This window comes from Paenibacillus sp. NPDC058177 (assembly GCF_042883835.1).
GTDB lineage: Bacteria > Bacillota > Bacilli > Paenibacillales > Paenibacillaceae > Paenibacillus_AQ > Paenibacillus_AQ agri.
The window spans coordinates 1,490,981-1,515,318 of sequence record NZ_JBHVVB010000001.1; the positions used below are offsets into that span (position 1 = coordinate 1,490,981).

24 protein-coding genes are annotated in these 24,338 nt (G+C 43.4%); 13 read left to right on the plus strand and 11 right to left on the minus strand.

Features of this window, described 5'->3' with window-relative positions:
* Nucleotides 1-2: 2 nt before the first annotated feature.
* From ACFVU8_RS07075 to ACFVU8_RS07095, 5 genes are read right to left on the minus strand one after another with little or no spacing between them, the layout of a single operon-like run.
* Nucleotides 3-1,739, minus strand: coding sequence for an ABC transporter substrate-binding protein (locus ACFVU8_RS07075; RefSeq protein ID WP_387426504.1), 1,737 nt, complete (start codon nt 1,737-1,739; stop codon nt 3-5).
* A 30-nt stretch (nt 1,740-1,769) separates the two neighbouring features.
* On the minus strand, nt 1,770-2,735 hold the full coding sequence (locus tag ACFVU8_RS07080) for an ABC transporter ATP-binding protein (protein ID WP_387426505.1): 966 nt from the start codon (nt 2,733-2,735) through the stop codon (nt 1,770-1,772).
* Nucleotides 2,710-3,714, minus strand: coding sequence for an ABC transporter ATP-binding protein (locus tag ACFVU8_RS07085; protein WP_387426507.1), 1,005 nt, complete (start codon nt 3,712-3,714; stop codon nt 2,710-2,712). The genes ACFVU8_RS07080 and ACFVU8_RS07085 overlap by 26 nt, the downstream gene beginning before the upstream one ends.
* 5 nt (nt 3,715-3,719) lie before the next feature.
* The gene (locus ACFVU8_RS07090; protein ID WP_387426509.1) at nt 3,720-4,649 is read right to left on the minus strand and encodes an ABC transporter permease; all 930 of its coding nucleotides are present in this window, start codon (nt 4,647-4,649) and stop codon (nt 3,720-3,722) included.
* A 51-nt stretch (nt 4,650-4,700) separates the two neighbouring features.
* Nucleotides 4,701-5,657, minus strand: coding sequence for an ABC transporter permease (locus ACFVU8_RS07095; RefSeq protein ID WP_387426511.1), 957 nt, complete (start codon nt 5,655-5,657; stop codon nt 4,701-4,703).
* A gap of 376 nt (nt 5,658-6,033) precedes the next feature.
* Here ACFVU8_RS07095 and ACFVU8_RS07100 point away from each other — a divergent pair, with 376 nt between their 5' ends.
* Complete coding sequence (locus tag ACFVU8_RS07100) at nt 6,034-6,882, plus strand: sulfurtransferase (protein ID WP_387426513.1); 849 nt, start codon at nt 6,034-6,036, stop codon at nt 6,880-6,882.
* 184 nt (nt 6,883-7,066) lie between these two features.
* On the opposite strand, the gene ACFVU8_RS07105 is transcribed toward ACFVU8_RS07100, so the two are convergent.
* Nucleotides 7,067-7,252, minus strand: a complete 186-nt coding sequence (locus ACFVU8_RS07105; protein ID WP_387426515.1) for a hypothetical protein — start codon at nt 7,250-7,252, stop codon at nt 7,067-7,069.
* A 277-nt stretch (nt 7,253-7,529) separates the two neighbouring features.
* Here ACFVU8_RS07105 and ACFVU8_RS07110 point away from each other — a divergent pair, with 277 nt between their 5' ends.
* The 3 genes from ACFVU8_RS07110 (at nt 7,530) to ACFVU8_RS07120 (ending at nt 11,104) form a co-directional block, all read left to right on the plus strand.
* Nucleotides 7,530-8,486: an AraC family transcriptional regulator gene (locus tag ACFVU8_RS07110; protein ID WP_387426516.1), complete on the plus strand. Its 957-nt coding sequence runs from the start codon at nt 7,530-7,532 to the stop codon at nt 8,484-8,486.
* A 103-nt stretch (nt 8,487-8,589) separates the two neighbouring features.
* Complete coding sequence (locus ACFVU8_RS07115; protein WP_387426518.1) at nt 8,590-9,411, plus strand: VOC family protein; 822 nt, start codon at nt 8,590-8,592, stop codon at nt 9,409-9,411.
* 208 nt (nt 9,412-9,619) lie between these two features.
* Nucleotides 9,620-11,104 (plus strand): 4-hydroxyphenylacetate 3-hydroxylase family protein, encoded by a 1,485-nt coding sequence (locus ACFVU8_RS07120; protein ID WP_387426520.1) that lies wholly within the window; start codon nt 9,620-9,622, stop codon nt 11,102-11,104.
* 85 nt (nt 11,105-11,189) lie between these two features.
* Here ACFVU8_RS07120 and ACFVU8_RS07125 read toward each other — a convergent pair whose 3' ends face one another.
* Entirely contained in the window at nt 11,190-11,816 is a 627-nt protein-coding gene (locus ACFVU8_RS07125; RefSeq protein ID WP_387426522.1) for a nitroreductase family protein, read from the minus strand.
* A 124-nt stretch (nt 11,817-11,940) separates the two neighbouring features.
* Between ACFVU8_RS07125 and ACFVU8_RS07130 the strand changes: the two genes are divergently transcribed.
* Nucleotides 11,941-12,303: a winged helix-turn-helix transcriptional regulator gene (locus tag ACFVU8_RS07130; RefSeq protein WP_379466034.1), complete on the plus strand. Its 363-nt coding sequence runs from the start codon at nt 11,941-11,943 to the stop codon at nt 12,301-12,303.
* Between the two features lie 141 nt (nt 12,304-12,444).
* Here ACFVU8_RS07130 and ACFVU8_RS07135 read toward each other — a convergent pair whose 3' ends face one another.
* Together ACFVU8_RS07135 and ACFVU8_RS07140 are read right to left on the minus strand one after the other, a co-directional pair.
* Nucleotides 12,445-12,651 (minus strand): aldo/keto reductase, encoded by a 207-nt coding sequence (locus ACFVU8_RS07135; RefSeq protein ID WP_387426523.1) that lies wholly within the window; start codon nt 12,649-12,651, stop codon nt 12,445-12,447.
* Nucleotides 12,652-12,718: 67 nt separating this feature from the next.
* The gene (locus ACFVU8_RS07140) at nt 12,719-13,675 is read right to left on the minus strand and encodes an EamA family transporter (RefSeq protein ID WP_387426525.1); all 957 of its coding nucleotides are present in this window, start codon (nt 13,673-13,675) and stop codon (nt 12,719-12,721) included.
* Between the two features lie 308 nt (nt 13,676-13,983).
* Here ACFVU8_RS07140 and ACFVU8_RS07145 point away from each other — a divergent pair, with 308 nt between their 5' ends.
* Entirely contained in the window at nt 13,984-14,361 is a 378-nt protein-coding gene (locus ACFVU8_RS07145; protein ID WP_387426526.1) for a PilZ domain-containing protein, read from the plus strand.
* Between the two features lie 114 nt (nt 14,362-14,475).
* On the opposite strand, the gene ACFVU8_RS07150 is transcribed toward ACFVU8_RS07145, so the two are convergent.
* Nucleotides 14,476-15,513, minus strand: coding sequence for a phosphotransferase (locus ACFVU8_RS07150; RefSeq protein ID WP_387427224.1), 1,038 nt, complete (start codon nt 15,511-15,513; stop codon nt 14,476-14,478).
* 132 nt (nt 15,514-15,645) lie between these two features.
* On the opposite strand from ACFVU8_RS07150, the gene ACFVU8_RS07155 reads away from it, so the two are divergent.
* Genes ACFVU8_RS07155 through ACFVU8_RS07165 form a run of 3 tightly spaced genes read left to right on the plus strand, consistent with a single transcriptional unit; the run spans nt 15,646 to nt 18,857 of the window.
* Nucleotides 15,646-16,305: a response regulator transcription factor gene (locus ACFVU8_RS07155; RefSeq protein ID WP_387426527.1), complete on the plus strand. Its 660-nt coding sequence runs from the start codon at nt 15,646-15,648 to the stop codon at nt 16,303-16,305.
* Nucleotides 16,306-16,307: 2 nt separating this feature from the next.
* The gene (locus ACFVU8_RS07160; protein ID WP_387426529.1) at nt 16,308-17,711 is read left to right on the plus strand and encodes a HAMP domain-containing sensor histidine kinase; all 1,404 of its coding nucleotides are present in this window, start codon (nt 16,308-16,310) and stop codon (nt 17,709-17,711) included.
* Nucleotides 17,712-17,768: 57 nt separating this feature from the next.
* Nucleotides 17,769-18,857 (plus strand): hypothetical protein, encoded by a 1,089-nt coding sequence (locus tag ACFVU8_RS07165; protein WP_387426531.1) that lies wholly within the window; start codon nt 17,769-17,771, stop codon nt 18,855-18,857.
* Between the two features lie 206 nt (nt 18,858-19,063).
* Here ACFVU8_RS07165 and ACFVU8_RS07170 read toward each other — a convergent pair whose 3' ends face one another.
* Complete coding sequence (locus tag ACFVU8_RS07170; RefSeq protein ID WP_387426533.1) at nt 19,064-19,792, minus strand: MORN repeat-containing protein; 729 nt, start codon at nt 19,790-19,792, stop codon at nt 19,064-19,066.
* 387 nt (nt 19,793-20,179) lie between these two features.
* Between ACFVU8_RS07170 and ACFVU8_RS07175 the strand changes: the two genes are divergently transcribed.
* The 4 genes from ACFVU8_RS07175 (at nt 20,180) to ACFVU8_RS07190 (ending at nt 24,325) form a co-directional block, all read left to right on the plus strand.
* Nucleotides 20,180-21,535 (plus strand): DJ-1/PfpI family protein, encoded by a 1,356-nt coding sequence (locus ACFVU8_RS07175; RefSeq protein WP_387426535.1) that lies wholly within the window; start codon nt 20,180-20,182, stop codon nt 21,533-21,535.
* Between the two features lie 572 nt (nt 21,536-22,107).
* A complete protein-coding gene (locus tag ACFVU8_RS07180; protein ID WP_387426536.1) occupies nt 22,108-22,518 on the plus strand; it encodes a GNAT family N-acetyltransferase in 411 nt (136 codons plus the stop codon).
* A gap of 32 nt (nt 22,519-22,550) precedes the next feature.
* Nucleotides 22,551-23,138, plus strand: coding sequence for a hypothetical protein (locus tag ACFVU8_RS07185; RefSeq protein WP_387426538.1), 588 nt, complete (start codon nt 22,551-22,553; stop codon nt 23,136-23,138).
* Between the two features lie 158 nt (nt 23,139-23,296).
* Nucleotides 23,297-24,325, plus strand: coding sequence for a MerR family transcriptional regulator (locus ACFVU8_RS07190; protein WP_387426539.1), 1,029 nt, complete (start codon nt 23,297-23,299; stop codon nt 24,323-24,325).
* The last annotated feature ends 13 nt before the right edge of the window (nt 24,326-24,338 follow it).

Here is a 24,338-nt window from a genome sequence, read left to right on the forward strand (position 1 = left end):
ATTTATTTATCAATCTTGATATTCAAAGAATCAATTTGATTAACAATTCCCTGATACGTGTTGGGTGCAACACCTTTCATTCGGGAATTAGTGGCAGACACGACTTTATAATAGGAAAGAATAAACGCTGGAGGATCATTGATTAATTCTTGATAAACATCTCTTAATAACGGGAGTCTCTTGTTTCGGTCAAGAATGCTTGTGCTTTGCTCAATCAATTCATCTACCTTTGCATTAGTGTACTTTCTGGCCTCAATAACTTCCGGGCCTTTACTGTAATAGGCTCTCAATTGATCATAAGGATCGTTCATACTATCGTAGAAATAGACGAGTTCATATTCTCCGGTATTCCGCTTAGCCAAAAGCGCGTTATAGTCCAACGTTTCAAACTGAACATCAATACCAATATCGTTATAGTTTTCTTTCATAATCGGAATAAGCACTTTATCCACAGCACTATCTCGGCTCAAATAACGAAGGCTGAGCTTTTTACCCTCTTTTTCGCGAATACCGCTAGATCCGACCTTCCATCCAGCTTGATCCAGCAGTTCTTTCGCTTTCTCTGGATCAAAGCTTACACCCTTGATATCTTTCGGGTATGCCCATGAAGTAGGCGAGACTGGGTAATCACCAACTTCTCCATAACCTTGATAAAGAATGTCAACCAGCTTCTGACGGTCAAGTGCATATTCCAAAGCTATACGCACGTTTTTGTCCTGAAGGAGCGGGCTTCTGGTGTTAAATTCGACATATGCGAATTGATTCGTTGAATAGGTATTTGTGTCAATAAAACCAAGCAGCTTCAGTTGGTCAGCGATGTCTTTGTTCGCAGTAGTAAATACCTGATAATCCGTTTCACCTGCTGACAAATTTTGCAAAGCTGTTGCTTCATTCACTATTTTAAAAATCCAGTTCTTAATTTCCGGCTTGCCTTTATAGTACAGAGGATTGGCAACCAAGCGAATTTCTTGCCCTTTTACTTCTTTATCAAATGTGTACGGCCCTGCACCTAAAGGTTTTGAATTTAATTCCTTGAGGGCGAGCAGGTCACCCTTCTTATATTTGGGCCCATAATAAGCTTTAGGAATGATATAACCACCGATAAGTTGAAGCGCTAGCGCACTGGATTTTGTAGTCTCAATCTGTAACGTTAACGAGTCTATAACCTTTATCCCTTCTATAGAAGTTGCATTACCTTTCTTGTAGTCATCCCCCCCCTTGATGTACGCCTGAGAAATATCTGTTGGCCCGTCATACACAGGATCATGCAGTACCGTTAGAGAAAAGGCAGCATCTTCGGCCGTAAGCGGCGAGCCATCACTAAATTTCAAACCTGGACGCAAGTGGAATGTGTACTTCAAGCCGTCATCTGAAATATCCCATTTCTCTGCCAGTGAAGGAACAGGAAGACCGTTTTTATCAATAGTCACCAAAGAAGAGAATACTAGCTCATTCACATTCGAATCCCAGTAAGCACCAAGTAATGGATTATATTTACCTTCCGGAGCATTGTTTAAGCCCACAATAAAAGTGTCTTTGCGGTCTAAAGCTATTTTCGGATTTTTCGATTTGTCAGCTGCAGGCAGAATACCGTCTTGGATGCTACTGCTTATTTTTGTTGCTGAAGAAGAATCGTTACTGGACGCGTTTGTGCTGACGGGTTCTGCATTGCTGCCGCATGCGGTTACAACCGTTGCAAGCAGGATGATCGATAATAATCTGGATAAATAGTTGGACATGAATAAACCTCCACTTTTATATTTAATTGCTCAAACCAGGTGACAAGCTACTAGATGACCAGAACCAACGTCCCTAAGTACAGGTCTTTCCACTTGACAAACTTCTTGAGCTAGGGGACACCGGGTATGAAATTTGCAGCCGCTTGGCGGGTTCAACGGGCTTGGAATATCTCCTTTTAAAATAATTTTCTCTCGTTTAACTGTGGGGTCCGCAATGGGAACAGCCGACAGCAAAGCGCGTGTATACGGGTGCAGCGGGTTACAAAATAGGTCATCCCTCCCTGAGACTTCCACTAGAGAGCCTAGATACAGAACCCCAATCGTGGAGCACAAATGCTCTACGACACTCAGGTCATGTGATATGAATAAATACGTTAGATTCCTTGTTTCCTGTAAATCATTCAGAAGATTGATGATCTGCGCCTGAATCGAAACATCCAGGGCCGAAACTGGCTCATCGGCTACAATGAACGACGGGTTGAGCGCGATGGCCCGCGCAATTCCGATTCGTTGACGTTGTCCGCCCGAGAATTCATGCGGAAATCGATCAATATGATGAGATGCGAGCCCGCATAGGTTCATTACCTCCAATACGCGTTCTCTTACTTCCTTTTTATTTGAAATGCCATGTTCGACCAGTGCTTCCCCGATCGCCTCGCCAACTCTAATCCTTGGATTAAGTGAAGAATAGGGATCCTGAAACACCATCTGAATCTCAGGTCTCAGCAGTCTAAGCTCTTCGCGGGATAAAGCATACAAGTCAATGCCGTTATAGCGTACCTCCCCGCCTGTCTTCTCCCCAAGACGCAAAAGCATGCGACCAATCGTGCTTTTACCACTTCCCGACTCACCAACAAGACCGAAAGTTTCACCCTTGCGGATGGTGAGATCAACGCTGTCAACAGCTTGCACCTGCCCGCTTGCTTTACCAAACAAGCCATTATTGACTGGAAAATATTTCACTAGCTGTTTAACCTGAATGAGTGCTTCGGACATCCGCCGTCACCTCCTCATAAAGCCAGCATGCCGCGTAATGACCACTGCTGTGAGCCTTCAATGCTGGCTGTGCCTGCCTGCAAATATCCAGGCTATGCTCACAACGATCTACGAAATAACATGCTTCACCTAATTCAAGAGGATTCGGAACTTGACCTGGTATGGCGTGCAGCCTTTTTTTACGCTGTCCAAGCACTGGCCTTGCATTTAACAAACTTTTCGTATATGGATGCTTGGGATTTTGGAATAAAAAAATAACTGGTGCTTGCTCAATCACTTTTCCTCCATACATGACAACAACATAATCAGCCATTTCAGCAACAACACCCAAATCATGTGTGATGAGTAACATAGACATGTCACGCTTGGTCTTCATCTCTAGCAATAAATCCAGAATTTGCGCCTGAGTCGTCACATCCAAAGCAGTCGTCGGTTCATCTGCAATCAGTAGCTTGGGGTTGCAGCTTACGGCTATTGCAATGACTATGCGCTGCAGCATGCCTCCACTTAACTCATGTGGATACGACTTCATCATCTCTTTGGCTCTCGGAATACCTACTTGCGTGATTAATTCCTCCGACTTGATCAGCGCTGCTTTCTTCGATAAATGCAAATGCTCAATTAATGCCTCCGAAACCTGCTCCCCAATCGACAGTACGGGATTGAGGGCGGACATCGGCTCTTGAAAAATCATAGCGATATCTTTCCCGCGAATGCGCTCCAGCTCTTTTCTTCCTGCTTGGACCAAATTAAGGTTATCGAATTGAATTTCCCCGCTAACGATCTGACCTGCTGGTTCATCAATTAATCCCATTATTGATAGAGCCGTCACACTTTTCCCGCAACCGGATTCGCCGACAATCGCAACAGTCTCTCCTTCATGAACACGGAAGCTGACGCCGTTCACTGACTTGACCACGCCTTCCTCGGTGTGAAAATAGGTATGCAGATTCTTAACTTCAGCAACCACTCTAGCCAAGACGTTCACCTTCCTTTTCGTTTGGGGTCCAGTGCATCCCTTAATCCTTCTCCCAAGAAATTAATCGATATGACCGTAATAAAAATTGCCGCACCCGGAGGAACCCAAAGCCATGGCCGCAATTGGAAATCAATCAGCGAATTGGCCGATGTTAACATGTTGCCCCATGAAGGTGTAGGTGGGATGACACCAAGCCCTAGAAAGCTCAGGACCGTCTCGCTTAAGATAGCTTTACCTACGGTCAGCGTAGCTATGACGATAATAGTTGGCGTAACATTTAACAGAAGATGATAGATCTTTCTACGATTTCCTAACCCTAGCGTCTCTGTAGCCAGCATGAATGCACGCTCTTTAAAAGACAAAATCTGCCCTCGGATGAGTAACGCCAGCGTTGGCCACGAAATCAGGCTGATGAGCAGGATGACCAGATAAATCCGGTAGCCGGCTGGAACCTTCAAATCAGATAATATAGCGCCAAATATGATCAACAGTGGTATACCTGGTAGAGCAAGAAAAACATCGGCAATCCGTGTCACCAGGTGATCGACCCAGCGACCGTAAAATCCGGCCAAGAGACCTACCATCGTACCCACCACAATGGTCGACAACATGGATAAAACCCCAACCATGATCGATATCCGTCCACCCTGGAGAAGCCTGGAAAATACATCGCGACCGACCGCATCCGTACCTAGCCAATGGGACCATGACGGCGGTTTGTTTATCAACGATGCGGTTACACGATTGGCTGTGCTGCTCGTAAACAAAGGTCCAATGTAGCATAACAATAGTGTAATGACCAAAATGCTAAGCCCGAGGATAGCGAGCTTGTCCCTTCTCAACCGCTGTAATGCCTGCCGCCAAGGCGATGATGATACGGAAGCTTTCTTCCGCACAATTGTCGTGCTAGACATTGGGATGAAATCTGCAGACATATACGATTCTCCTTCACATTTTCTAAAGTTAATTAGGCTTATAAGCATCAGTTACTTCAATCGAATCCGTGGATCAGCGACTGCGTACAACCATTCTGCAAGCAAGTTTCCTACAATCGTAACCACCGTCACTAACAAGGTAAACCCCATTAACACAGGGTAATCTCGGAACGAAATTGCCTGCATGTTGATGAAACCAATGCCAGGCCAATTAAATACCTGCTCCGTTATAATCGCCCCTGAAAACAGAAATGGAATTTCAAGCCCGAGCAATGTGATTGCCGGTAAAAGAGCGTTACGTAAAGCATGCTTGTAAACAACCGTCTTCTCCTTGAGGCCTTTCGCGCGGGCTGTGCGAATAAAGTCCTGCTTAATGATGTTCATCATATCTGTACGGACAATTCGTGTGATCGAGCCGATGCTTGCAATCGTCAACACAGCGACCGGTAGAAAAGCATGTTTTGAAACATCCCATATATAAGCCAGGCCTGTAGCGTTAGTATTCGTTGTTTGCATTCCACCGACAGGGAACCAACCCAAATCCACAGAAAACACTTTAATGAGTAGTAGTCCCAGAAAAAAAGTAGGAAATGACATTGTAGCAAAAACAAGGAGTGTGACTAGGCTATCGTACCAAGAATAACGCCTCACCGCTGATAATATGCCTAATACGATGGAAATGATCCAAGTCAAAGCCAATGACACACTAGAGAGAATAAAAGAATTTAGTATATATGTCTTTAGAACACTAATTACTGGCATTTGGTATTTAAGAGAATAGCCCAGATCGCCATGTATAGCTTGACTGATCCAGTGCAAATATCTTTCTAAGACAGGTTTATCGAGTCCATAGATAGCTTTCAGCTCAGCTGCCCGAGTTGCAGGCAAGGAAGGATCATTATCCACGAAATCCCCTGGCGTTAGAGCAAAAATAAAGAAAATAATTAACGAAGCGCTAAGCAATGTTGGAATAGCAAATAATAATCTTTTGGTCATATAACCACGCATTATGGTTCACCTCCTTTTTCCGATAGGTATCTATTAAAAAAGACACAGTTATCCTAAATGGATAGCCGTGTCTCTGATTGATCAGTCGACAAATGTGATTAGTTGGTTTTATTATTTCAAAATAATCATAGTTATTAAATGCATTTAATAAGTGTGTGGTAAATATACTCCCAATCAGTAGAGCGAGTCAATGAATATATTTTCCTTTTTTCGTATAATCAGTTACCTCCACTCAAGTTGCGGTGTCTCCCGCTATCTTTAATTTCTACATACGGGACAGCCCCTTCGTATTACTTTATTGACAACTGCGATATCTCGTGTGTATTTTTAGTACGAGAAGTTGTCGCAGTTATAAACTAGTGGAGGGACAAGTACAATGAGCCAATGGAACTCAATCGTATCAGTAGAATGGCTAAAAGCTAATATGCAGGACCCGAATGTTGTCATTGTAGATTGTCGATTTGTTATGGGAGATGCTGAGGCAGGTCGTCAAGCCTACGAGTCTTCCCATATTGCAGGGGCAGTATATCTGGATTTAGAGAAGGATTTGTCTGGTCCAATTGAAGAGCATGGTGGCAGACATCCACTTCCTGATCCCGCTACCTTAGCACATCGTCTAAGCCAGGTTGGTATTAGCAATGCTAGCAAAGTCTTTGCTTATGACAGCCAGGGAGGCATGATGGCCTCAAGATTGTGGTGGCTGCTTCGTTATCTTGGGCATGAGCAAGCTGCGATTTTGGATGGAGGCTGGTCTGCGTGGCTGGAGGCAGGGTATCCGGTAACGGCAGAGCAAACCAATATTGTGGATGGCACCTTCCTTGCTGTTGTAGATCACGCTATACTGGCTGAGGTATATCATGTACAGAATGCGATACAGAACGAAAGTGTTGTAATAATCGACTCTCGTGAAAATCCGCGATATCTTGGTGAAATTGAGCCCCTAGATAAGGCTGCTGGCCATATTCCAGGTGCTAAAAATCATTTCTGGAAGGATAGCCTAAACGGGCAGGGACTGTTTAAGCGTACGGAAGAACAAGCTGAACGTTTCGCTGATCTAAAAGAGTATAAGGAGATTATCGTCTACTGTGGTTCAGGTGTATCTGCAACGCCAAATGTGCTGGCTTTGAATGAAGCGGGTTTTACAAATGTGAAGCTGTATGCGGGGAGCTGGAGTGATTGGATTTCGTATGAAGAGAATCCGGTTGCGACGGGGGAAGAAAAGTAGGCTCAAATAGATGTACAGGTTGTGACTCGAAGTACATCGTTCATTTGGCGATGTACTTTTTGGCATTATGCAGATGTGTATCGAAGTCAACAGAGAGTCAATATTTGCTCCCTGTAACCATCTTCTTTTATACTGTTTGTGCATGGATATATCTCGCCTTAGATCAAACCATACTGTACTGCCCCTACTCCTCTAGCTCATCCAGCTTATCTTCCAGTTCAGCCAATTTGCGATTCGCTTGTTCCAATATTTCCTGAAGCTCTGCGGCTTTTGCTTGTTTTATTTCTTTTTTGACTGCCTCAATCTGCTCTTCCAAGTAGAGAATTTCAGCTTCATTTCCTGCGTTGTTCCACATTTGTGAATAAGTCATAGCCAGCCTCCTTTTTTCTTTACACTCTAATTTTCAAGTTCACAATTCAAGCAAACTCCAGGTTCCATTTATCTAGATTAATCGATACTGGTCTTGGAGTCTAGCTAATCAACATAAAACAAGGTCCAGAAAACAAAGATCAAGAGCTTTTGTGATGAAGCCTACAAATACCGTGAGAATGATTCGGCAAAGGCGAAAGAAATTTGAGAATTTCAAAATTACGTAGAATTTTTCAATAAGAAAATACAGACAGATATACAGCTAGGAGGATAGTCTATTGCAATCCCCGAACATCCATGAAATGGCCATTTATACTAGACGAGTGAATGCTGTTCTAGATTATATTCACACTAATCTGGACGATGATCTTTCCTTGGAGCAGCTCGCTGAGGTTGCTGGATTCTCTCCATATCATTTTCATCGAATGTTTAAACATGTCGTCAAAGAAACTCTGAATAAATATGTGAACCGGGTCCGCATTGAGAAAGCCTCGAAACTCCTTGTTTTTCATGAAAACATGTCGCTCACTGAAATTGGATTGGAATGCGGATTTTCGTCCAGTGCAGGGTTCTCCCGTTCGTTCAAAGTATTCTACGGTATGTCTCCCACTAACTACCGTTTACAATTTAATATATTTAAGTCACGGAGTGTAACTTTTGCGGAGAAGCATTTCAGGCACAAAATGCAGGCCGCAGGGTATCTGTCAATCGATATAGATGAAACGATCAGGTGGGCACACCATTACGTTCATACGGCTCAGATTGTCCATTTCCCACCTGTCAAAGTACTTTCCATACGTCATTCCGGTCTATCAGATACGGGATTGACCCCGGAATTATCACATGCCTTCGACAAAGCTTTTCGTCAGGCTCATCATAATGGGTTGCTCTCTTCTGAGCCTGAGATTATCGGCGTATCCTACGACGATCCCTACTTGATCCCTCTTGAAAAGTGCCGATATGATGCATGCGTAACCGTCACACCCCATTCAGAATCCAGAGATGATCTGGAGATTTCAACCTTGCCCGGCGGCAAGTATGCCGTAATTGAAATTAGGGGCAGTATTCATCTCCTTTGGCTGCTCAGCGGACTTCTTGCCCAAAGCTGGTTGCCGCAGAGCGGTTATGTACTGGATGATAATCGTCCTATTATTGAAAAACACTTCTCCAATCCGCGCACAGATCCTGAGCGGCATTTCCGCAGCCAGTGGTGCTTGCCAATCAGAGGTAAATAGCCAATTTTTTAAAATAGCAAGATTCGTCAAACCGTACATAATGGGTTTGTTTAAAATAAGGGACAGGGAAATCTTGCAAAAATAATAAGATGGGAGATTGCTTATGACAACCTTTGCAGTACCGAAATTACATTTTGATGGTTCGACTGTCGACGTACTTTGGGACAACCACGAAGAGGCCATTCATTGGTTTGAGAAGTTCATGTCGTGGGAAGTAGGCCAAAAGGAGAACTGGAAGCCTGATCCAAGATGTACGGAGGGCAAAATGACGCGAATGAATTGGGGTACTTGGCTGATTTCAAGTCTATCGTCTGTAAGACTGCCCCATCATTTTGCTGAACGCGGGACCGTGGAGTCCAACATCCGGTTGTGCTGGAGGACTCGAAACCTGAAACAACTGCACAGTCACTATAAATCAAACGGGGTTCGGGTGACCGATATTTATAAAGGGCCAGGCGGTACGACTTACTTTGACTTCTGGGCAACATACGAGGGAATTCGATTTACGGCTCAGGAAGATAAACAAATACAAGAACAAGGAATCGTCCCCTCCTGGATTAGATTAGGTGTTAGCGACCTGGAAAAATCCATCCAGTGGTATCGTAACTATTTGGGGATGGAAATGGAGAACGATTTAAGCAAAGATGGTTATGTCATCATGAGCCTTCAATTAAATCATCAACGAGATCAAAAATCCTTATGGGTATTAGAGCAGTTAACAGAAGATGCTTATATTGGAAAAGTAGATGGACCTGTGCGGCCAATTTGCTGGGTTACTGACCGTGAGGATTTTTTTAATTATCATACGTTCCTATCTGACAGCGGTATCGAAACCTCGGATATTGGCGGATTTATAACTAGAGGAATGGTCAGCTTTCATGCATATGATCCCGACGGTAACCGTTTGAATTTCAGCAGCATGTAATATTCCTCGATGTATAAAGTCTGGATCATAGGGTATTCCACCGCTTAAAGGCGAATGAGATACCCTATTTCTATAGCACTTTAACTTTAGGCGCCCTCTTCCCCCACACCTTTTAAGGACAATGTACAAGGTTGATCATAAGTACGTACATTATAAGCAATAACACAGCTTTTTTAGCAAAAGACGCTCTCCAAAGAGGTGAAGACGTGTGCCCATTAAAACGGGTGATCAATACATCGAACGAATCGACCGGCAAAACATTAATATCTGGTATAAAGGAGTGCAGATCGAAGGCCCTTTATCGAAGCACCCCGCATTTCAAGGCCTCATACAAACTCAAGCCGAAATGTACAACATGCAGTGTGATGAGCAATATTTAGCGCAGATGACCTATCCTTCACCAGAAACAGGAGAGCCTGTCGGTCTCTCTTTTCTCCCTCCCAAAAATGCTGAAGACTTACAACGCCGGAGAAAAATGATTGAACTCTGGTCAGGCAAGCATCATGGATTTTTAGGACGTTCCCCCGATTATATGAACACGGCCATCATGTCTTTGTTTACAGCTGCCGATATTCTCGAAGACCTAAATCCTAAATATGCTGAGAACCTCAGGAAGTACTACGCCTACTGCCGAGATCAGGACATTACCTTATCCCATGCATTCATCCAGCCTCAAGCAAGCAAAATATCCGGTCAGATCGATGCTACAGAGGATTCTATCGCTGCGAAAGTTGTAGAGATCAATGATGAAGGGATGACTGTAACAGGAGCTTTTATGATGGCAACACAAGGTGCTACATGCGATGAAATGCTTGTATTTCCGACGCCTTCACCATCATTTGTGGATGATGATAACCCATTCGCATTTGCCTTTGCAGTACCCAATGACCTGCCTGGAATGACATTTTTTTGCCGTGAAAGCTACGCAGCCTCATCCCTCTACGACCATCCGCTAAGTTCAAGGTATGAAGAAATGGATACGCTTGTTGTATTTGACCGTGTGCTGGTTCCTCATGATCGTATATTTTATTACGGAGATGAAGCGTATGGTGCACGATTGTTCGACGAAAGTCACTTTCATACACATATGGCTCATCAAATTATCACCCGTTATATTGCAAAGACCGAATTTTTTCTGGGTGTACTAGAATCATTGGCGGAAGAACAAAATTCTGTCCTTGAGCCCTACAATTTTCAGCAGATTTCAAGAACAATAACTTTTTTAGAAACATTCAAAGCATTAAGATTGGCTTCTGAAATAGGGGCATCCCCAGACAAATTTGGATATCTCATTCCAGATAAAGGTCCACTTCTGGCTTCAACCATTCACTTTTCAGAGTTTTATCCAGAGATGGTTGAAATGGTCCAAAAGTTCAGTTCAAGCGGTCTCATCATGATCCCCTCCGAATCCGACTTCATTTCAAGTGCCGGTTCGTACCTCAGTCAGTATTTGAAGGGTAATGTCTCGGATGCCTGGTATCGAAATGCCTTATTCCGGCTTGCTTGGGAACTGGGAGCGGGAGCATTCGGCGGCCGGCAAACCCAGTTTGAACGCTTATTTTTCGGAAACTCCCAAACCTTGGCCTTCCGCATGTACAACAGCTATGATAATCACGAATACTTCCGTCAAATCATTCATGAGTTTATTGCATCTCAGTATCCTCAGACTAATTCAACTTCCGAGGAGCAATAAATCTAGCGAGGATTTCGGGAGAAACATTTCAATCTCCACAATACTAAGAGAGCCGTTCGGCTCTCTTTTTTCAATGTGCGTCTCTTTAAGTTAGTTTATTTCTATAGATTACTTTATGGACATCATGTCTCACCGTTCGATGCCCAGCTTTAATCCCTTTTCCGATAGCGATAAGCATTACATCAAGATATCTTTCGGAAATATTTAAAGCTGCTTTTAACTGCTTGGAATCATAACCGGACATCATCACCGTATCAAGTCCAGCTTCCTTTGCCAGCAAGACTAATGACATTGCGGCAAGACTTACATCTCTGGTTAATTCCATCCGAAGTTCCTCGTCTGATTTAACTGCATAATAATCAATTGCAGCCTGTGCTAGAAAGTCTCTTAAAGTTTCATCGAAATAACCGGATTGAAAACCTTCCTCATGGATCTGTACAATATTCTCTGCTTGGAACGCTTTATAATCACCTAGCATCACAATTAAAGCTGAGGCGTCTGCTACTTGTTGTTGATTGAAAGCGATGGGCAATAGAGATTTTTGGATTTGGGGATCATCTATAATTAGATACCTTACCGACTGGATATTATTCCCATTCGGTGATTTGCCTGCACTTTCAATCAATGAAACCAGCATGTCCGGGCTGATTTTATAGCTCGTGTCATAATGTCGGACTGAATTTCTATGCTCCAGAATACTTTTAACACTCATGTTGTTCACTCCCATCTTTATTTATATTACTTTTCAAATTATAGTAGTTAATACTAAACAGGAAAATAACGCACAAAATTGTGGGTAAGCCACCTTTAAGTGCCTATCTGAGGAGGAACGGGATTTGATCCATTTTAATACAGGGATAAATGTTTTTATGAATATTGTGGGTGGAAAATGGAAGTGCTTAATCCTTTTCTTTTTGAGTCGAAATTCAGTTCGAACCAAAGAGTTTTATGCGCTGATACCTGGGATCACACAAAAAGTATTAACAGATCAATTGCGGCAGTTGGAGAAAGACGGACTTGTGAAAAGAGAAATCTTTCAGGAGATTCCACCAAAAGTAGAGTACAGTCTCACAGAGCTGGGGCAATCTTTTGTACCCGTTCTAAATACAATGTGTGATTGGGGTAATGAATACGCAGTGTTGAAGGAAATCAAGAGCGATGGACAAATTCACTGTACTCACCAAAATAATCATCAATAGCCCCCTTTCACTTTGGTTCAACACAACCAAAAAAAAGGAAGCCCCTTAAATATTGTCCCGTAAAGAAATTACGGCGCATTCTCCCTTGTTTGGAGGGAATGCGCCGTTTTTTTGAACAACTATATCGTCTTCTTGGTTTTACTATTCCGGCGTCAGAGCGCTGACTTCGTCAAGCTGCTGGAATTCTTCAAGGGTAAGCTCCTTTTCCGCAGCGGCCATATTAACCTCCAATTGCTCAAGGCGTTTGGCACCAACGATTACGGAAGTAACAACCAATTTGGATAGCAGCCAGGCGAGAGAGCTCCGGGCCGGACTTACGCCTCGTACCTCCGCCTTATCCCCAAACACAGCACTTCAGCAACCGTTGTCTGCAGCGATATGCCGAGGACATAGCGTTTAAGCGAATAAGGATGGATTATACTTTTTTTGCGTCAACGCTATTCAAGCGTAACTTGCTTAGCTCAGGAAGCACAACACCCAGCAGCACTACGATAACCCCGACCCATTGAAGTCCGCTGACTTGCTCATGAAGCACGAATGAGGACAACAATACGGCAACCGGCAGCTCGGCAGCACCGAGAATTCCCGCCATGCCGCCTCCGATATGAGGAACACCTATCGCAAATAACACAGGTGGGATAAACGCTCCGAACAAACCAAGCAAGAAACCAAATAGCAGTAACTGACTCCATAGCAACCCGTTAAACAGGAAGTATGGCGGGAATAAAATGAATAGCAGCAGCATTCCTCCGGTAACCATCCACGCGCTTCGGTACGCTGGATGAACGTCAGGAACAGCTTTACCACTAAAAATAATAAACATAGAATAACTTACTGCAGACAGAAGCCCAAGTGTAAGACCCAGGACATTGAAACGAGCTTCGCCCTGATCCATAATTCCCGCTGCAAGCAGCGTTCCTCCGAACAGCAATAGCAAGGTTAGCAGGGTGACCTTATCAGGCCATTTGCGTTTGCTGACCGCTTGAATCAGCACGCTGATCCAAGTGAACTGAAACAATAGAATGATCGCGAGTGAAGCCGGGATGTAACGCAGGGATTGATAGTACATCAGACCGGTTACGACCGTTGGCGCTCCAGCCAGCATCAGCACTATTCTATTTTTCCAAGATAATCTACTTCTAACTACAGCTGAGCTACCACCCACTGTACCTTGTCTGCCCTGTGTACGCTTCTCTCTAACCTTTGTGTAAAGTGCTAACAGCCAGGCAAGTATGCAGCCCGTCACTAACTGCGTGCCGACCACTTCACCCAACTGGTATCCCTTATCGTAAGCCAACACAACAATTGTTGATAATATACCGTAGCTCATAGCCCCCACTAGGACGGATATTAAGTACTTCAAATCTTTCATCTTGCACCTCCACAATATTTCAAACCGTTGACATAACGCAAATAAACCTAACTTCGTAATAAGGGAACTGAAGCAATTCCTTATCATCGTAGTTAGGAAGAATAGGCTTCCTGTAGAAACCTCCGCCCTTGTAGCATTTCCTGAATGCGGAGTTATACGAGAACAAATATGCGGTTATCATCAACATGACGACTTTTCATATGCTACACGGCAAGTAAACATATGTCAACCTTAAATACCAACTCTTCACTTATCACGCCTTCATGTCGATAAATTTAGAATACACATGGAAAAGTATGGAGGAGAATATGAACACTAATCGTAGAACCGAACCTTTTCGCTATACCCTTAAGGAACCTTTTACATTTGATCTTCATATCCTTGCTATTAACGGGCTCCCGGTTCCTTCCAAGCCTGTAAGAGCTGTACTGTTTGACATCAGTCGTTCCGGCTGTCACCTATCGCTCCCCATTAATATAAATCTGGAAAACAATCTAGTGCGCGTTGGCATGGAGATAGACCTCACAGTAGAACCTACGTACATAGAAGGTACAATGAAGTGGAATAAGGAACAGGACGGCAGTTTTCATTACGGTATCCAACTGGACATCCCTGAATCTGACCGTGATCGTCTTCCGGGGGTACTTCGTAAGCTGGCTGGCGAAGGCAAAATATTGGTCCGCTGACCTAATAAAAAAGAGCATTCTTCAAAAGGTTAGTACGTGAATCCACCGAATGGTGAGGCACACACCTCTGGCGGTGGATTCACTTTTGTATTAACTCTCTTCGTAACTTTCCTATCACTCTCTTCCGCTCGCTAAATTCTCCATTAAAATCCCCTGAAGCCAAGCAGCGTCTCCTGCCAACCGTGGCACCTCTACAGACAACCTCTTCACATGTTCACGCAGGACGTCAGCTTCATCGGTCCCTTCCAGATAGCGGGTAAGAAAATGGAGGAATACATCCATTTTTCTCAGCAATATCAGCATTGGAATGGCCTGGATTTCATCAATAGAGAGACGAACCTGGCGGCTATATCCCCGCCAAAAATCCCGGATCACAACATCTTTCTCCGCATTGCCCAGTAGTCCAGATAGGATAACTGCAGGTTCCATTGCCCGCACGTCGTATGTACAAAATTCAAAATCAAGCAACCCAGCCACTTGCCAGGGAGCGGTGGCCTCCACTAGCAAATTAGAAGCATTCAGATCCCCATGCACCAACTGATGCGGCAGTCTCTTCAGTTTCCACAGTGAATCCTCAATGTTGTCCACGGTGTCACTGAGAATCTTCAGTTCCTCGGCGAGATCTATGAAGGATTCTGGAGGATTCAAGTATAATTCCCGGATCGTTCCCCTGGTACATAGCGGATAGGACTGACCCAGCTCATAATATGGAAGATACGCCGCAGGAAGTTCCGGATTTACATCCGCTAGGACTACAGACAACACTCCTGCCGCTTCACCAAACGATTCATAAAAGTCAAAATTCCCCTCTGAGGGCGAATCTCCTTCGATATATGTGCACAGACAAGCAAATTTGTCATTGTAATCTTCTAACTGAACCAAAGACTCCCCTGCGGAGGTAAGGATTGGTGAAGGTACTTTAAAAGGCAAACTCATGGTTGCCAGCTTTTGCAGCACTTCATGCTCAAATTCGATTTTGTGTCTGTCCCTGTGCGTATTATAAATACGCAGCACTGCGCACCGTCCTTCCTTTTCCACAATATAAGTTGTATTGTTCCAGCCCCCTGGCTGTTTGCGCAGCTCCCCATTCCACTCCGGCCATACCTGGCTGATTATACTATTGATAGACTTATGCCCCTCTCTCTTTAATATTCTTTTCTATTCTAATAGGTAACACCGCCTGATGAAACTCCCAATTTTCTGGACAATCCTTCCTCTAGTTGTATATAGTGTATAACGGGAAGAAGCACTTAGTCAGTAAGGGATCAGGAGGAGAAATACGGAATGGCAAATCTATTGGTAGTAGAAGATGAACGAGCAATCAGTGATTTAATTACAATGAATCTGAAGCTGGTTGGACATACATATAGCAAGGCCTACCGTGGACCGGAGGTTTTTGAAATTCTGGAGCGTGAGAAAATCGATTTGATTCTGCTCGATGTTATGCTTCCAGAGCTGGATGGTTTTGAGGTTATGGGGCGGATTGCACATTTGCAGATTCCAGTGATTTTGATCACCGCCAAAAATTCTTTGGCTGACCGCATCAAAGGCTTCGAGCTGGGCGCGGATGATTATATCATCAAGCCATTTGAAATCCTTGAATTGCTGGCAAGAATCAATGTAGCGCTGCGTAGAGGGGAAAAAGGCACCTCCAGCTTCATTTGCGATGACGTTGAGGTGCGTTACCTGGAACGGCAGGTTTTGGTGAATCAGACGCCAGTTGACTTGACTGTCAGGGAATTCGAACTGCTTGAGGTGTTAATCCGTAACCGGAATATTGCATTATCGAGGGAAAAGCTCCTGGAATTGGCCTGGGGTTATGATTTTGAGGGCGACACCCGCACCGTGGATGTCCACATCCGGCAGCTACGCAAAAAACTGGGCTGGGAAGAACGGATCAAAACCATTTTCAAACTAGGCTACCGCCTGGAAGTTCAGAGTTAATCATGAGATTCTGGCATAAAATTCTACTGTCGGTACTTCCCCTCTTCATCATCACCCTGGATGTAAGTGTGATTATGGTGATGAAAAAAAGCTGGCAGCTCAATATAGATAGTGAGACACAGAGAGCCTCCAGTGATCAATTGTTAATTGCCAATAATATTTATGAGAACCTTAATTCTATTCAGGCGCGGGGTAACCCATTGACTCCTATTCTACTGGCCAGCGTGGCTCAATCCTATGGCGATTATTATCATAAGCAAGGAATCTATTTGCAGCTCTGGGATAGCGACGGGATGATTTATCCTCCCCAGAATGAAAACTTCACAGCGCAAAGCTCGGGAAACGGCAGCGAGACTGAAGCCTTAGACGCTCGGTCTATTCAGCTCTCCACCCCGCTTCCTGCTCCTTACCAGCATTTGCGGCTTGTCTATCAGCGTGAAATCAGCGAGCTCTTCGCCAAGCAACAGGAGCTGAACCGCTTTTTTGTAATGATTAACCTGATTGCGGGTCCAGTTCTACTGCTACTGCTTTATCTGCTGATCCGGCAGCTAAGTAAGCCTCTGAAGCTCCTCTCAGAGACCAGCAAAACGATCGCCGAAGGTGACTATACGAAACGGGTAGAGCTGCACAGTAAGGATGAATTTGGCGAACTGGCCTTGAACTTCAACCGGATGGCAGAGGCTGTGGAGCAGCGGGTCACCGAACTCTCGGACATGGCTGAAGAGAAACAGCGGATGGTAGATAATTTGGCCCATGAATTGCGTACACCGTTGACCAGCATGCAGGGATTCGCCGAGTTTCTGACCACGGCCAACATTGGACAGGAAGAACAGCAAACTGCGGGCGACTATATTCTTAGCGAAACTCTCCGTCTCAAGAACCTGGCCTTTAAGCTGCTGGATTTGTCTGTCCTCCGGCATCAACCGCTGACACCCCGGCAGGTGGACATTCCGGAACTGTTTCAAACTGTCCAACACACGGAACACCCCAAATTAGCGAGTGCAGACATACGACTTCTTGTTCAACATAAGATCGCTACTGTTTGGGGAGACGAAGATTTGCTGGCTTCTTTTTTAGTCAATCTCATTGAAAATGCGATTCATGCCTCCAAGCGAGGTAGCGAGATCTATATGCTGGCCTATGAGCTGAACGGAGAAGCCGTGCTGGAAATCCGCGATACGGGTGCCGGACTCTCGGCAGAACAGGCTAAACGCGTATTTGAACCGTTCTACCGGGGAGATCAGGCGCGTTCACGCGAATACGGCGGCGCTGGCCTGGGATTATCCTTATGCCGGCAAATTGCCGAAGCACATCAGGCCAGGTTAACATTAGACTCTAACCTTGGCAAGGGGACTTGCGTACGTATCTTTTTACAACTTCATAACAACTGCCCTCCTACTCTATAACATCTTTGGATTAAGGTTAGGTAGATTCATCATCCAATCCCTATGGAGGTTAAGTTAATGAACAACAAGAAGATTGCAACTACACTTACAGTGCTTTTGTTCTCTGGTAGCGTTTTGGTGGTCAGCGCAATGATTGTCCCAGGATTTGTGAATACCAGCGTTGCCAAGAGTATTCCTGTCGTGCAGGATACGGGCAAGCAGACCTTGACCAGCAGCAAGACGCCTGTATTAAAGGTAGAGGCAGAAACAGCAAAGACTACGGTCTCCGACGTGAACAAAGAGTTGGAGCAGCTGATGACCCAAGAAGAATTTCAGCAAATTTATAATTTTGCGGACAAGCCCGATAACGAGCTTACCTCCAACAGAGAGATGACCGAGGAAGAAGCGAATCGGAGGCTAATATTGCAAGACCAGTATTTGTATGAGGGTCTCCGCCCCAAGCAGTCCCTTCCGTTAAAGCCGGGACAATCGGAGTATTATTGGGACTTGGACAATAACAGGATCCATTATCCGAATCGACCATTGACTGACGAGGAGCTCTTGGAAACTACGGACTGGTACTATCGGCTAAACTATGGTCTATCCAAACGGAACATTGTAACACCGCTGGATTCCAAAGATTTGGTTCAGGCTGATGCCGTCGCCCTCGCCGCTACAAGTGTAAAAAAGCTATTTGGTGCTGATGTCTCCAAATTAGAAGTATATGCTAATTTAAATGATGCCGTGATATTAAATAAAAAATCCTGGCTAATTACATTTGCTCCTTATAAAGCGGACACCTTAAGAGCACAGGGTAAAGATTTCTGGCAATATAACGTAATCATTGATTATACTACCCGGACGGTAGTGGACACGACAGCCGCTAATTTCACTCTAAAAAGAACCCCGATTAGTGCTGAAGCTGCCAAGGCTATCCAAAAGGATGCGACATGGATTCACGAGGCTACGAAAATAGTAACTGACAAGCAAGGAGAGACCCGAAAAATCACTATGGCCTACCTGGTAGATACCGACAAAAATGATAGTCGCGGTATGGTTGACGTCAAAATGTTACTCGAAGACGGCAGCAGCTATACTGCAGAGTTGCGCTACCCGGATAAGACGCTTCGCTGCCTCCTCTATGAAGAAGCAAAAGTCACCAAGTAAGATCATTTTTGCACCTTTGTGCATGAATTTTATTCAGGGTAAAACGATATACTATTCGTTCTAGTACTATGAAATCACCCTCTAAGACCTCATAACTGGATCGATTGGACCTCGTACAGCGAAAAATCGATTATTCGAGGGGAAAAATATTGGTTTTATAAAAATAGAAAAGCCCGCAGGGAATGCGGGCTTTTTGGACTTGCTTTTCATTTAAGAGGCACTTGCTTGGCAAATTGCTCAAACTTCTTCAGGTACGGAGCGACCTGGGAAGTAATGCTTTGCAAATATCTGATAGAGGCTTGCTTTGTTTTTTCTTCTTTAGCTGTTTCTGTTGGAAAAATCCAATATTCTTTATACACAGATCCTTTTTGATATTGCACACGGAATAGCTTGCCTTCTTTCCAATGTTCTAAAAGACTTCCATTGGTATCCCAGATGGATATCGTCGTCTCGTTCCCCTTGTAAATAAATTCGAAATCAGGATCTGCCACAGCATGTCTAACCTTATAACCGCTTTTCCAAACATCGTTAACAAATTCGCCCGTTGTAATACTATTTTGAATCACTTCTCCGGACGCTTCGGTGATTTTTTCAGTCAGCGTGCCTGAGCCGTTCATCCGGTCATTCTTCCAGTCCCCATTATAGACAAGCCGATATGTTCTTCCATATTCACCTATGTATTCGTTATAATACTTTCCAGTACCTGAGCGTTTGCCTTGTACGAATTCGCCCGAATACCACTTTTTGTCACTCCATTCTAATTTTCCTTTTCCATTCGGCAGATCGTTTTTCGTTTCCCCGTAATAGACAGCATTGGAATAACTCGTTGTCGCTTTCACCGATTCAGCACCAGCATTTGAAACAGGAACAGCTGCAGACAGCGCCGTTGTTACGCTAATTGTAGTTGCTAAAAATAGAATCCATTTTTTCTTCATTTCATACCCCTTTATGAGCTATATTTAATCCTCCTATATTATACATAATTAAACAAAAAGAATATTGGTCTTTGTGTAGCTGGAATCCCCCGTAGCCTATAGCACAATTGAGTTGTTTGGCCGCATAAAATATATGAAGTAAATCTTGATCACACTGCAAAATAGACTACCCGTCATTTGCAGTGTTTTATTTGAATTCAAACTATTTTCACAATAAGAAGATCTCAATAGCCCAAAAGAGTCTTGTGAAAAGAACAGCACAGACTTAAGGCTAGCCCCTTCCCCTCATTAGGTCCAGCTCCACTCCACCCTCAAGGCTGATGATAAATCCCGCCCCGCTTGTTATATTTTACTGGCTAGATAATTTGCCGCTGAGGAGAAAATCAAATGAAAACCGTATTACGCATCACCCTCTTTCTAATCGTCTTTATATTAATCATGGGAGGAACAGGAGCTATCGGATTTATCCATACAATGAATTCCGGGATGTCACTTTACGATAAAACCCCGCCTTCATTAGCGGATGTACAAACACCCCCATATGACATCAGTAAACCAACAGTGGCAGTGCTACTGGCGAACGAAGTGACAGAGGTATTCGACTTCCTCGTTCCTTACGAGATGTTTGCGATGACAGAAGCTTACAATGTGTATGGTGTTGCTCCAGATCGTAAAATCAAATCGCTTACCGGGGGGCTGGATGTTATCCCGCATTATTCATTCAGCGAGATGGATACGATGTTAGGTAAAAGTCCGGATATTATCGTCATTCCTTTTATGCCGATTCTGAACGATACAAAGTATGCACCCGTTCGTGAATGGATTCAAAAGCATTCGAACAACCATACGATATTACTCTCTATTTGTAACGGAGCAGAAAACCTGGCCGATACCGGATTATTAAAGAGTAAATCAGCCACTACACATTGGGGAGATATTAACCGCCTGATTAAAAAATACCCGGACATTCAGTGGATTAAGGATCAACGTTATGTGCCGCAAGGAAATATCATATCTTCCGCGGGTCTGACCTCAGGAATTGATGCTACTCTATACGTTATCTCGCAGCAGTTGGGTGATGCGGCTGCAAAAAAGATAGCAGAAAATATGAACTATCCTTCTTATAACTACGTTATAGATCCAAATGTAAAACCCTTTAATGCCGGAATTAGCGATATTACATACGTACTAAATAATGCTTTTCAATGGAACAAACCTAAAGCAGGTGTACTCTTGTACAATGGCGCGGATGAACTCGATTTGTCGGCTGCATTTGATACATACGGTGCTTCCGGGACGACAAGAACACTTACGGTATCCAGTAAAAATGAACCCATTGTAACGAAGCATGGCCTGAATCTAGTCGCACGTTATCAGACACAAAACGTATCTAATCTCTCTAAAATGATTGTCGTTGGTTCAGATGCTGAGACTAAAGCGGCCGAGGACATTAAGCAATGGAATAACAGCGGCAATAGTGCAGAGTTACTATTCCTACACCGTGATATGTCAGAGCGATTTGCGATGGATCCTGCATTTGAGGATTTGGCTAAACAGGAAGATGTTCAAACTGCGAAATTTGCCGCGAAACGTCTTGAATATCGTGCCACAGACCACCTGAAGCTGGAAGGTAAGCCTTTCTCCCTTGAAGCGTTTGGTATACCTGTTTTACTTAGTATGCTCGCTGTGATCTTTGCGTTATTTATTGATAGACGTTTATTCGGCAGAAAAAAACAAGGATAGTCCCCATCAGTCTTAAAAAAAAGCCACTTCATGACGAAGTGGCTTTTCATGCAGCCTTTTTTCATATAAGCATGAAGTACAGTTCCTTGGCAACGAAAATGAGACAACTAGAGATGTTATTAATGTAAGTGGTTTTTAGGTTCTCGTTTTTACGGCTATTCCACTAAACGATATAGGACCGACAACATCAGCTCTTGTATTTGCTGTACGATTTTCTGCTGTGACTGTGTAAACATGCGTACCCGGTCTTACATTCCGATCTTCTGCTTGGAGCGTAACTGCATAATTTTGTTCAGAACCAACAGATTCAATATCTTGTAGGTTGTTACCAAATCTCCCCGATTAGGTTGAGCATGTCTTGGAATCCGTATCTTGATTGTTGCAATGCGGCTTTTTGCTAGTTAGCTTCGGATTATAAATGAATTTGCTAAATTCCTCAAGATTGATATCTCTAACGTATTCTAGGTAAACGGACAGTAGAGTTTAATTAAAAACGTTCTTTATTGTTTGTGTTTAATTGGGTTTTGTTAAAATATCATTAGATTTTAGTGTGGCATATAGGAGGAATAAAGTTGAGGATCGTCTATGCAACTGACTCAGACTATGAATACATCCGAAACCGTGATCAGCATATTTCTGAGAGCTTAATACTGACAAAAATAAAGGAAAATGAGATATATATTCTACGGAATCAGGATGAAAAGAATATCGGATGGATGAGGTATGGCTACTTTTGGGACAACATCCCTTTCTTAAACATGATTTGGATCGATGAACCATATCGAGCCAAGGGGCTAGGAACGCAAGCTCTCCTCTTCTGGGAAGAACAAATGAAGCAAAAGGGCTACAATCTGATTATGACATCCACTCAGGCTGATGAGGAAGCCCAACATTTTTATAGAAAACTAGGATACAAAGATGCAGGATGCTTAATACTTGACACACAACCATTGGAAATACTTCTTACAAAAAAATCAAACTAACATCCATACCAATAATCGTGGTGAACAATTACATGAGAGACTTTATTTTTATTATCGGACCAAGCGGTGTAGGTAAAACAACTCTAGCTAAACAACTATTTACACACTACAAGAGTGTTTATATTGAACAAAATATGATTCCTGAATTTTTAACCCTTGATGGCGAGACAGAGATCACTGGGGCGTTTGAAGAAGAAACCTGTTGGTCAAATACAGTTGCGCTTCTTAAAAATTTTAATACGTTGGGATACAAAAATATCATTGGATTAGATTTTGACGATTTAAGAACAAGAGATATCCCAGAGGTTTTCAAAGGATTTAACTATATAACCTTAAAGCTTGTATGTAGTAACTATGAACAGAATTTAAACCAACTGGTTAATCGCGAAACTGGTGGACTTGTCGATGTTGAACTTCTTGAAAATATGTATTTAAAAATCCCAACCAGGCCCTTACTCATCAATGAATTTGAAATCGATATTAACGATAAAACACCACAACAAGTTATGCTTGAGGCAATAGAACTTATTGATCATGCAACAACACTGTCTGATTACGAATATATCAAGCCTCAACAAGAGCTCTTTTACTCATGGATATTTAGTAAAGGCTTGCGGTAGCTTAAACAGCCATCATTTATAAAATACAGATGTGAGTTTTGGCATATATCAGATCTGGAATATTCCCCCAAGTAGAAGATGAGTGATCTGAGCAGTATAATGATTACTAAACATATAGTTGATAGTGATCGAGAGTGACATCATTGGGGGGAAATCATTTGTATTCGCACACCGAGACCGAACTAAAAGATCAAGAAGGCATGGATTCAAACCTTCCGGCGCAGACCTTTACCATTGGGGAAGTGGCCAAGATGATTGGATCTAAAATCAGAACCATTCGTTACTACGATGAAATTGGATTAGTGAAGTCCACTAGCCATACTGAGGGTAAACATCGCTTATATACAATGGAAGATATATGGCGTCTAGAACTTACAGCAACGTTGCGCTATCTGGATTTTGGCATTGAAGATATCAGCCAGCTCCTATCAGGGTCCTTATCGGTCGATAAAGCACTCGATTGGCAGATGGAATCCCTCTCCATCCAGGTTAATGCGCTTACTCATATGATCTCTATTTTACAGCAAGCGAAGCAGCAGCAAGGGGATTCCATGCGTTATCTGTACGATCTTGTTCAAGCCAAAGCCTCAAATGTTGAAAAACGAAAACAGTTTATTGCTGAAAAGGTAGCCGCTACTGAACTCTTTGACGGAGTTCCCTTGGAATGGCAGGATCCCATGCTGTATTTTTTCAATAAATGCATTGTTCAACAAGAAAAAACCACACCAAAACAAATAGCCGCCTGGAATGAGCTGCAAGAAATCATCAACGATCCCCAGTTTATTAAAGATGTGAAAAACACGGGTTTTGCCTCATCTACCAAAGAACTTCAGCCCCGCTATGACGCAGATACCTGGATCAAGAAGCTGGATCTGTTCTATGTCCAATTGACGCAAGCGGTGGAGAAAAAGAAATCTGCTGACAGTCCTGAGGTTCAGGCCATTATAGAAGAGACACTCTCGCTATATGCGAATACTGAGGAAACATTCTATAACGAGGATTTCCTTAAATCCTATCTCGACCGGGCCGAGCAGACTCGTACACCTCTTATTGAACGCATAGACAGGTTATGTGCCATTATGAGCCCCCAATTAAACTTGCTCGCAGAAGCAAATCTTGTCTTTATTCAAAACTTGCAACGGAAGCTGGAGTTAGATAACCAAACAAGCGAACAGCCCAAAAGCTAAGGCCTTTGGGTTG

What these genes read in the sequence shown, in the direction of transcription:
- ACFVU8_RS07160 (WP_387426529.1), top strand. Translation starts at nt 16,308, where the DNA reads ATGAGATTCTGGCATAAAATTCTACTGTCGGTACTTCCCCTCTTCATC.
- ACFVU8_RS07105 (WP_387426515.1), bottom strand. Translation starts at nt 7,252, where the DNA reads ATGACTTATTCACAAATGTGGAACAACGCAGGAAATGAAGCTGAAATT.
- ACFVU8_RS07170 (WP_387426533.1), bottom strand. Translation starts at nt 19,792, where the DNA reads ATGAAGAAAAAATGGATTCTATTTTTAGCAACTACAATTAGCGTAACA.
- ACFVU8_RS07090 (WP_387426509.1), bottom strand. Translation starts at nt 4,649, where the DNA reads ATGTCTGCAGATTTCATCCCAATGTCTAGCACGACAATTGTGCGGAAG.
- ACFVU8_RS07165 (WP_387426531.1), top strand. Translation starts at nt 17,769, where the DNA reads ATGAACAACAAGAAGATTGCAACTACACTTACAGTGCTTTTGTTCTCT.
- ACFVU8_RS07080 (WP_387426505.1), bottom strand. Translation starts at nt 2,735, where the DNA reads ATGTCCGAAGCACTCATTCAGGTTAAACAGCTAGTGAAATATTTTCCA.
- ACFVU8_RS07175 (WP_387426535.1), top strand. Translation starts at nt 20,180, where the DNA reads ATGAAAACCGTATTACGCATCACCCTCTTTCTAATCGTCTTTATATTA.
- ACFVU8_RS07095 (WP_387426511.1), bottom strand. Translation starts at nt 5,657, where the DNA reads ATGCGTGGTTATATGACCAAAAGATTATTATTTGCTATTCCAACATTG.
- ACFVU8_RS07155 (WP_387426527.1), top strand. Translation starts at nt 15,646, where the DNA reads ATGGCAAATCTATTGGTAGTAGAAGATGAACGAGCAATCAGTGATTTA.
- ACFVU8_RS07075 (WP_387426504.1), bottom strand. Translation starts at nt 1,739, where the DNA reads ATGTCCAACTATTTATCCAGATTATTATCGATCATCCTGCTTGCAACG.
- ACFVU8_RS07125 (WP_387426522.1), bottom strand. Translation starts at nt 11,816, where the DNA reads ATGAGTGTTAAAAGTATTCTGGAGCATAGAAATTCAGTCCGACATTAT.
- ACFVU8_RS07185 (WP_387426538.1), top strand. Translation starts at nt 22,551, where the DNA reads ATGAGAGACTTTATTTTTATTATCGGACCAAGCGGTGTAGGTAAAACA.
- ACFVU8_RS07100 (WP_387426513.1), top strand. Translation starts at nt 6,034, where the DNA reads ATGAGCCAATGGAACTCAATCGTATCAGTAGAATGGCTAAAAGCTAAT.
- ACFVU8_RS07115 (WP_387426518.1), top strand. Translation starts at nt 8,590, where the DNA reads ATGACAACCTTTGCAGTACCGAAATTACATTTTGATGGTTCGACTGTC.
- ACFVU8_RS07140 (WP_387426525.1), bottom strand. Translation starts at nt 13,675, where the DNA reads ATGAAAGATTTGAAGTACTTAATATCCGTCCTAGTGGGGGCTATGAGC.
- ACFVU8_RS07145 (WP_387426526.1), top strand. Translation starts at nt 13,984, where the DNA reads ATGAACACTAATCGTAGAACCGAACCTTTTCGCTATACCCTTAAGGAA.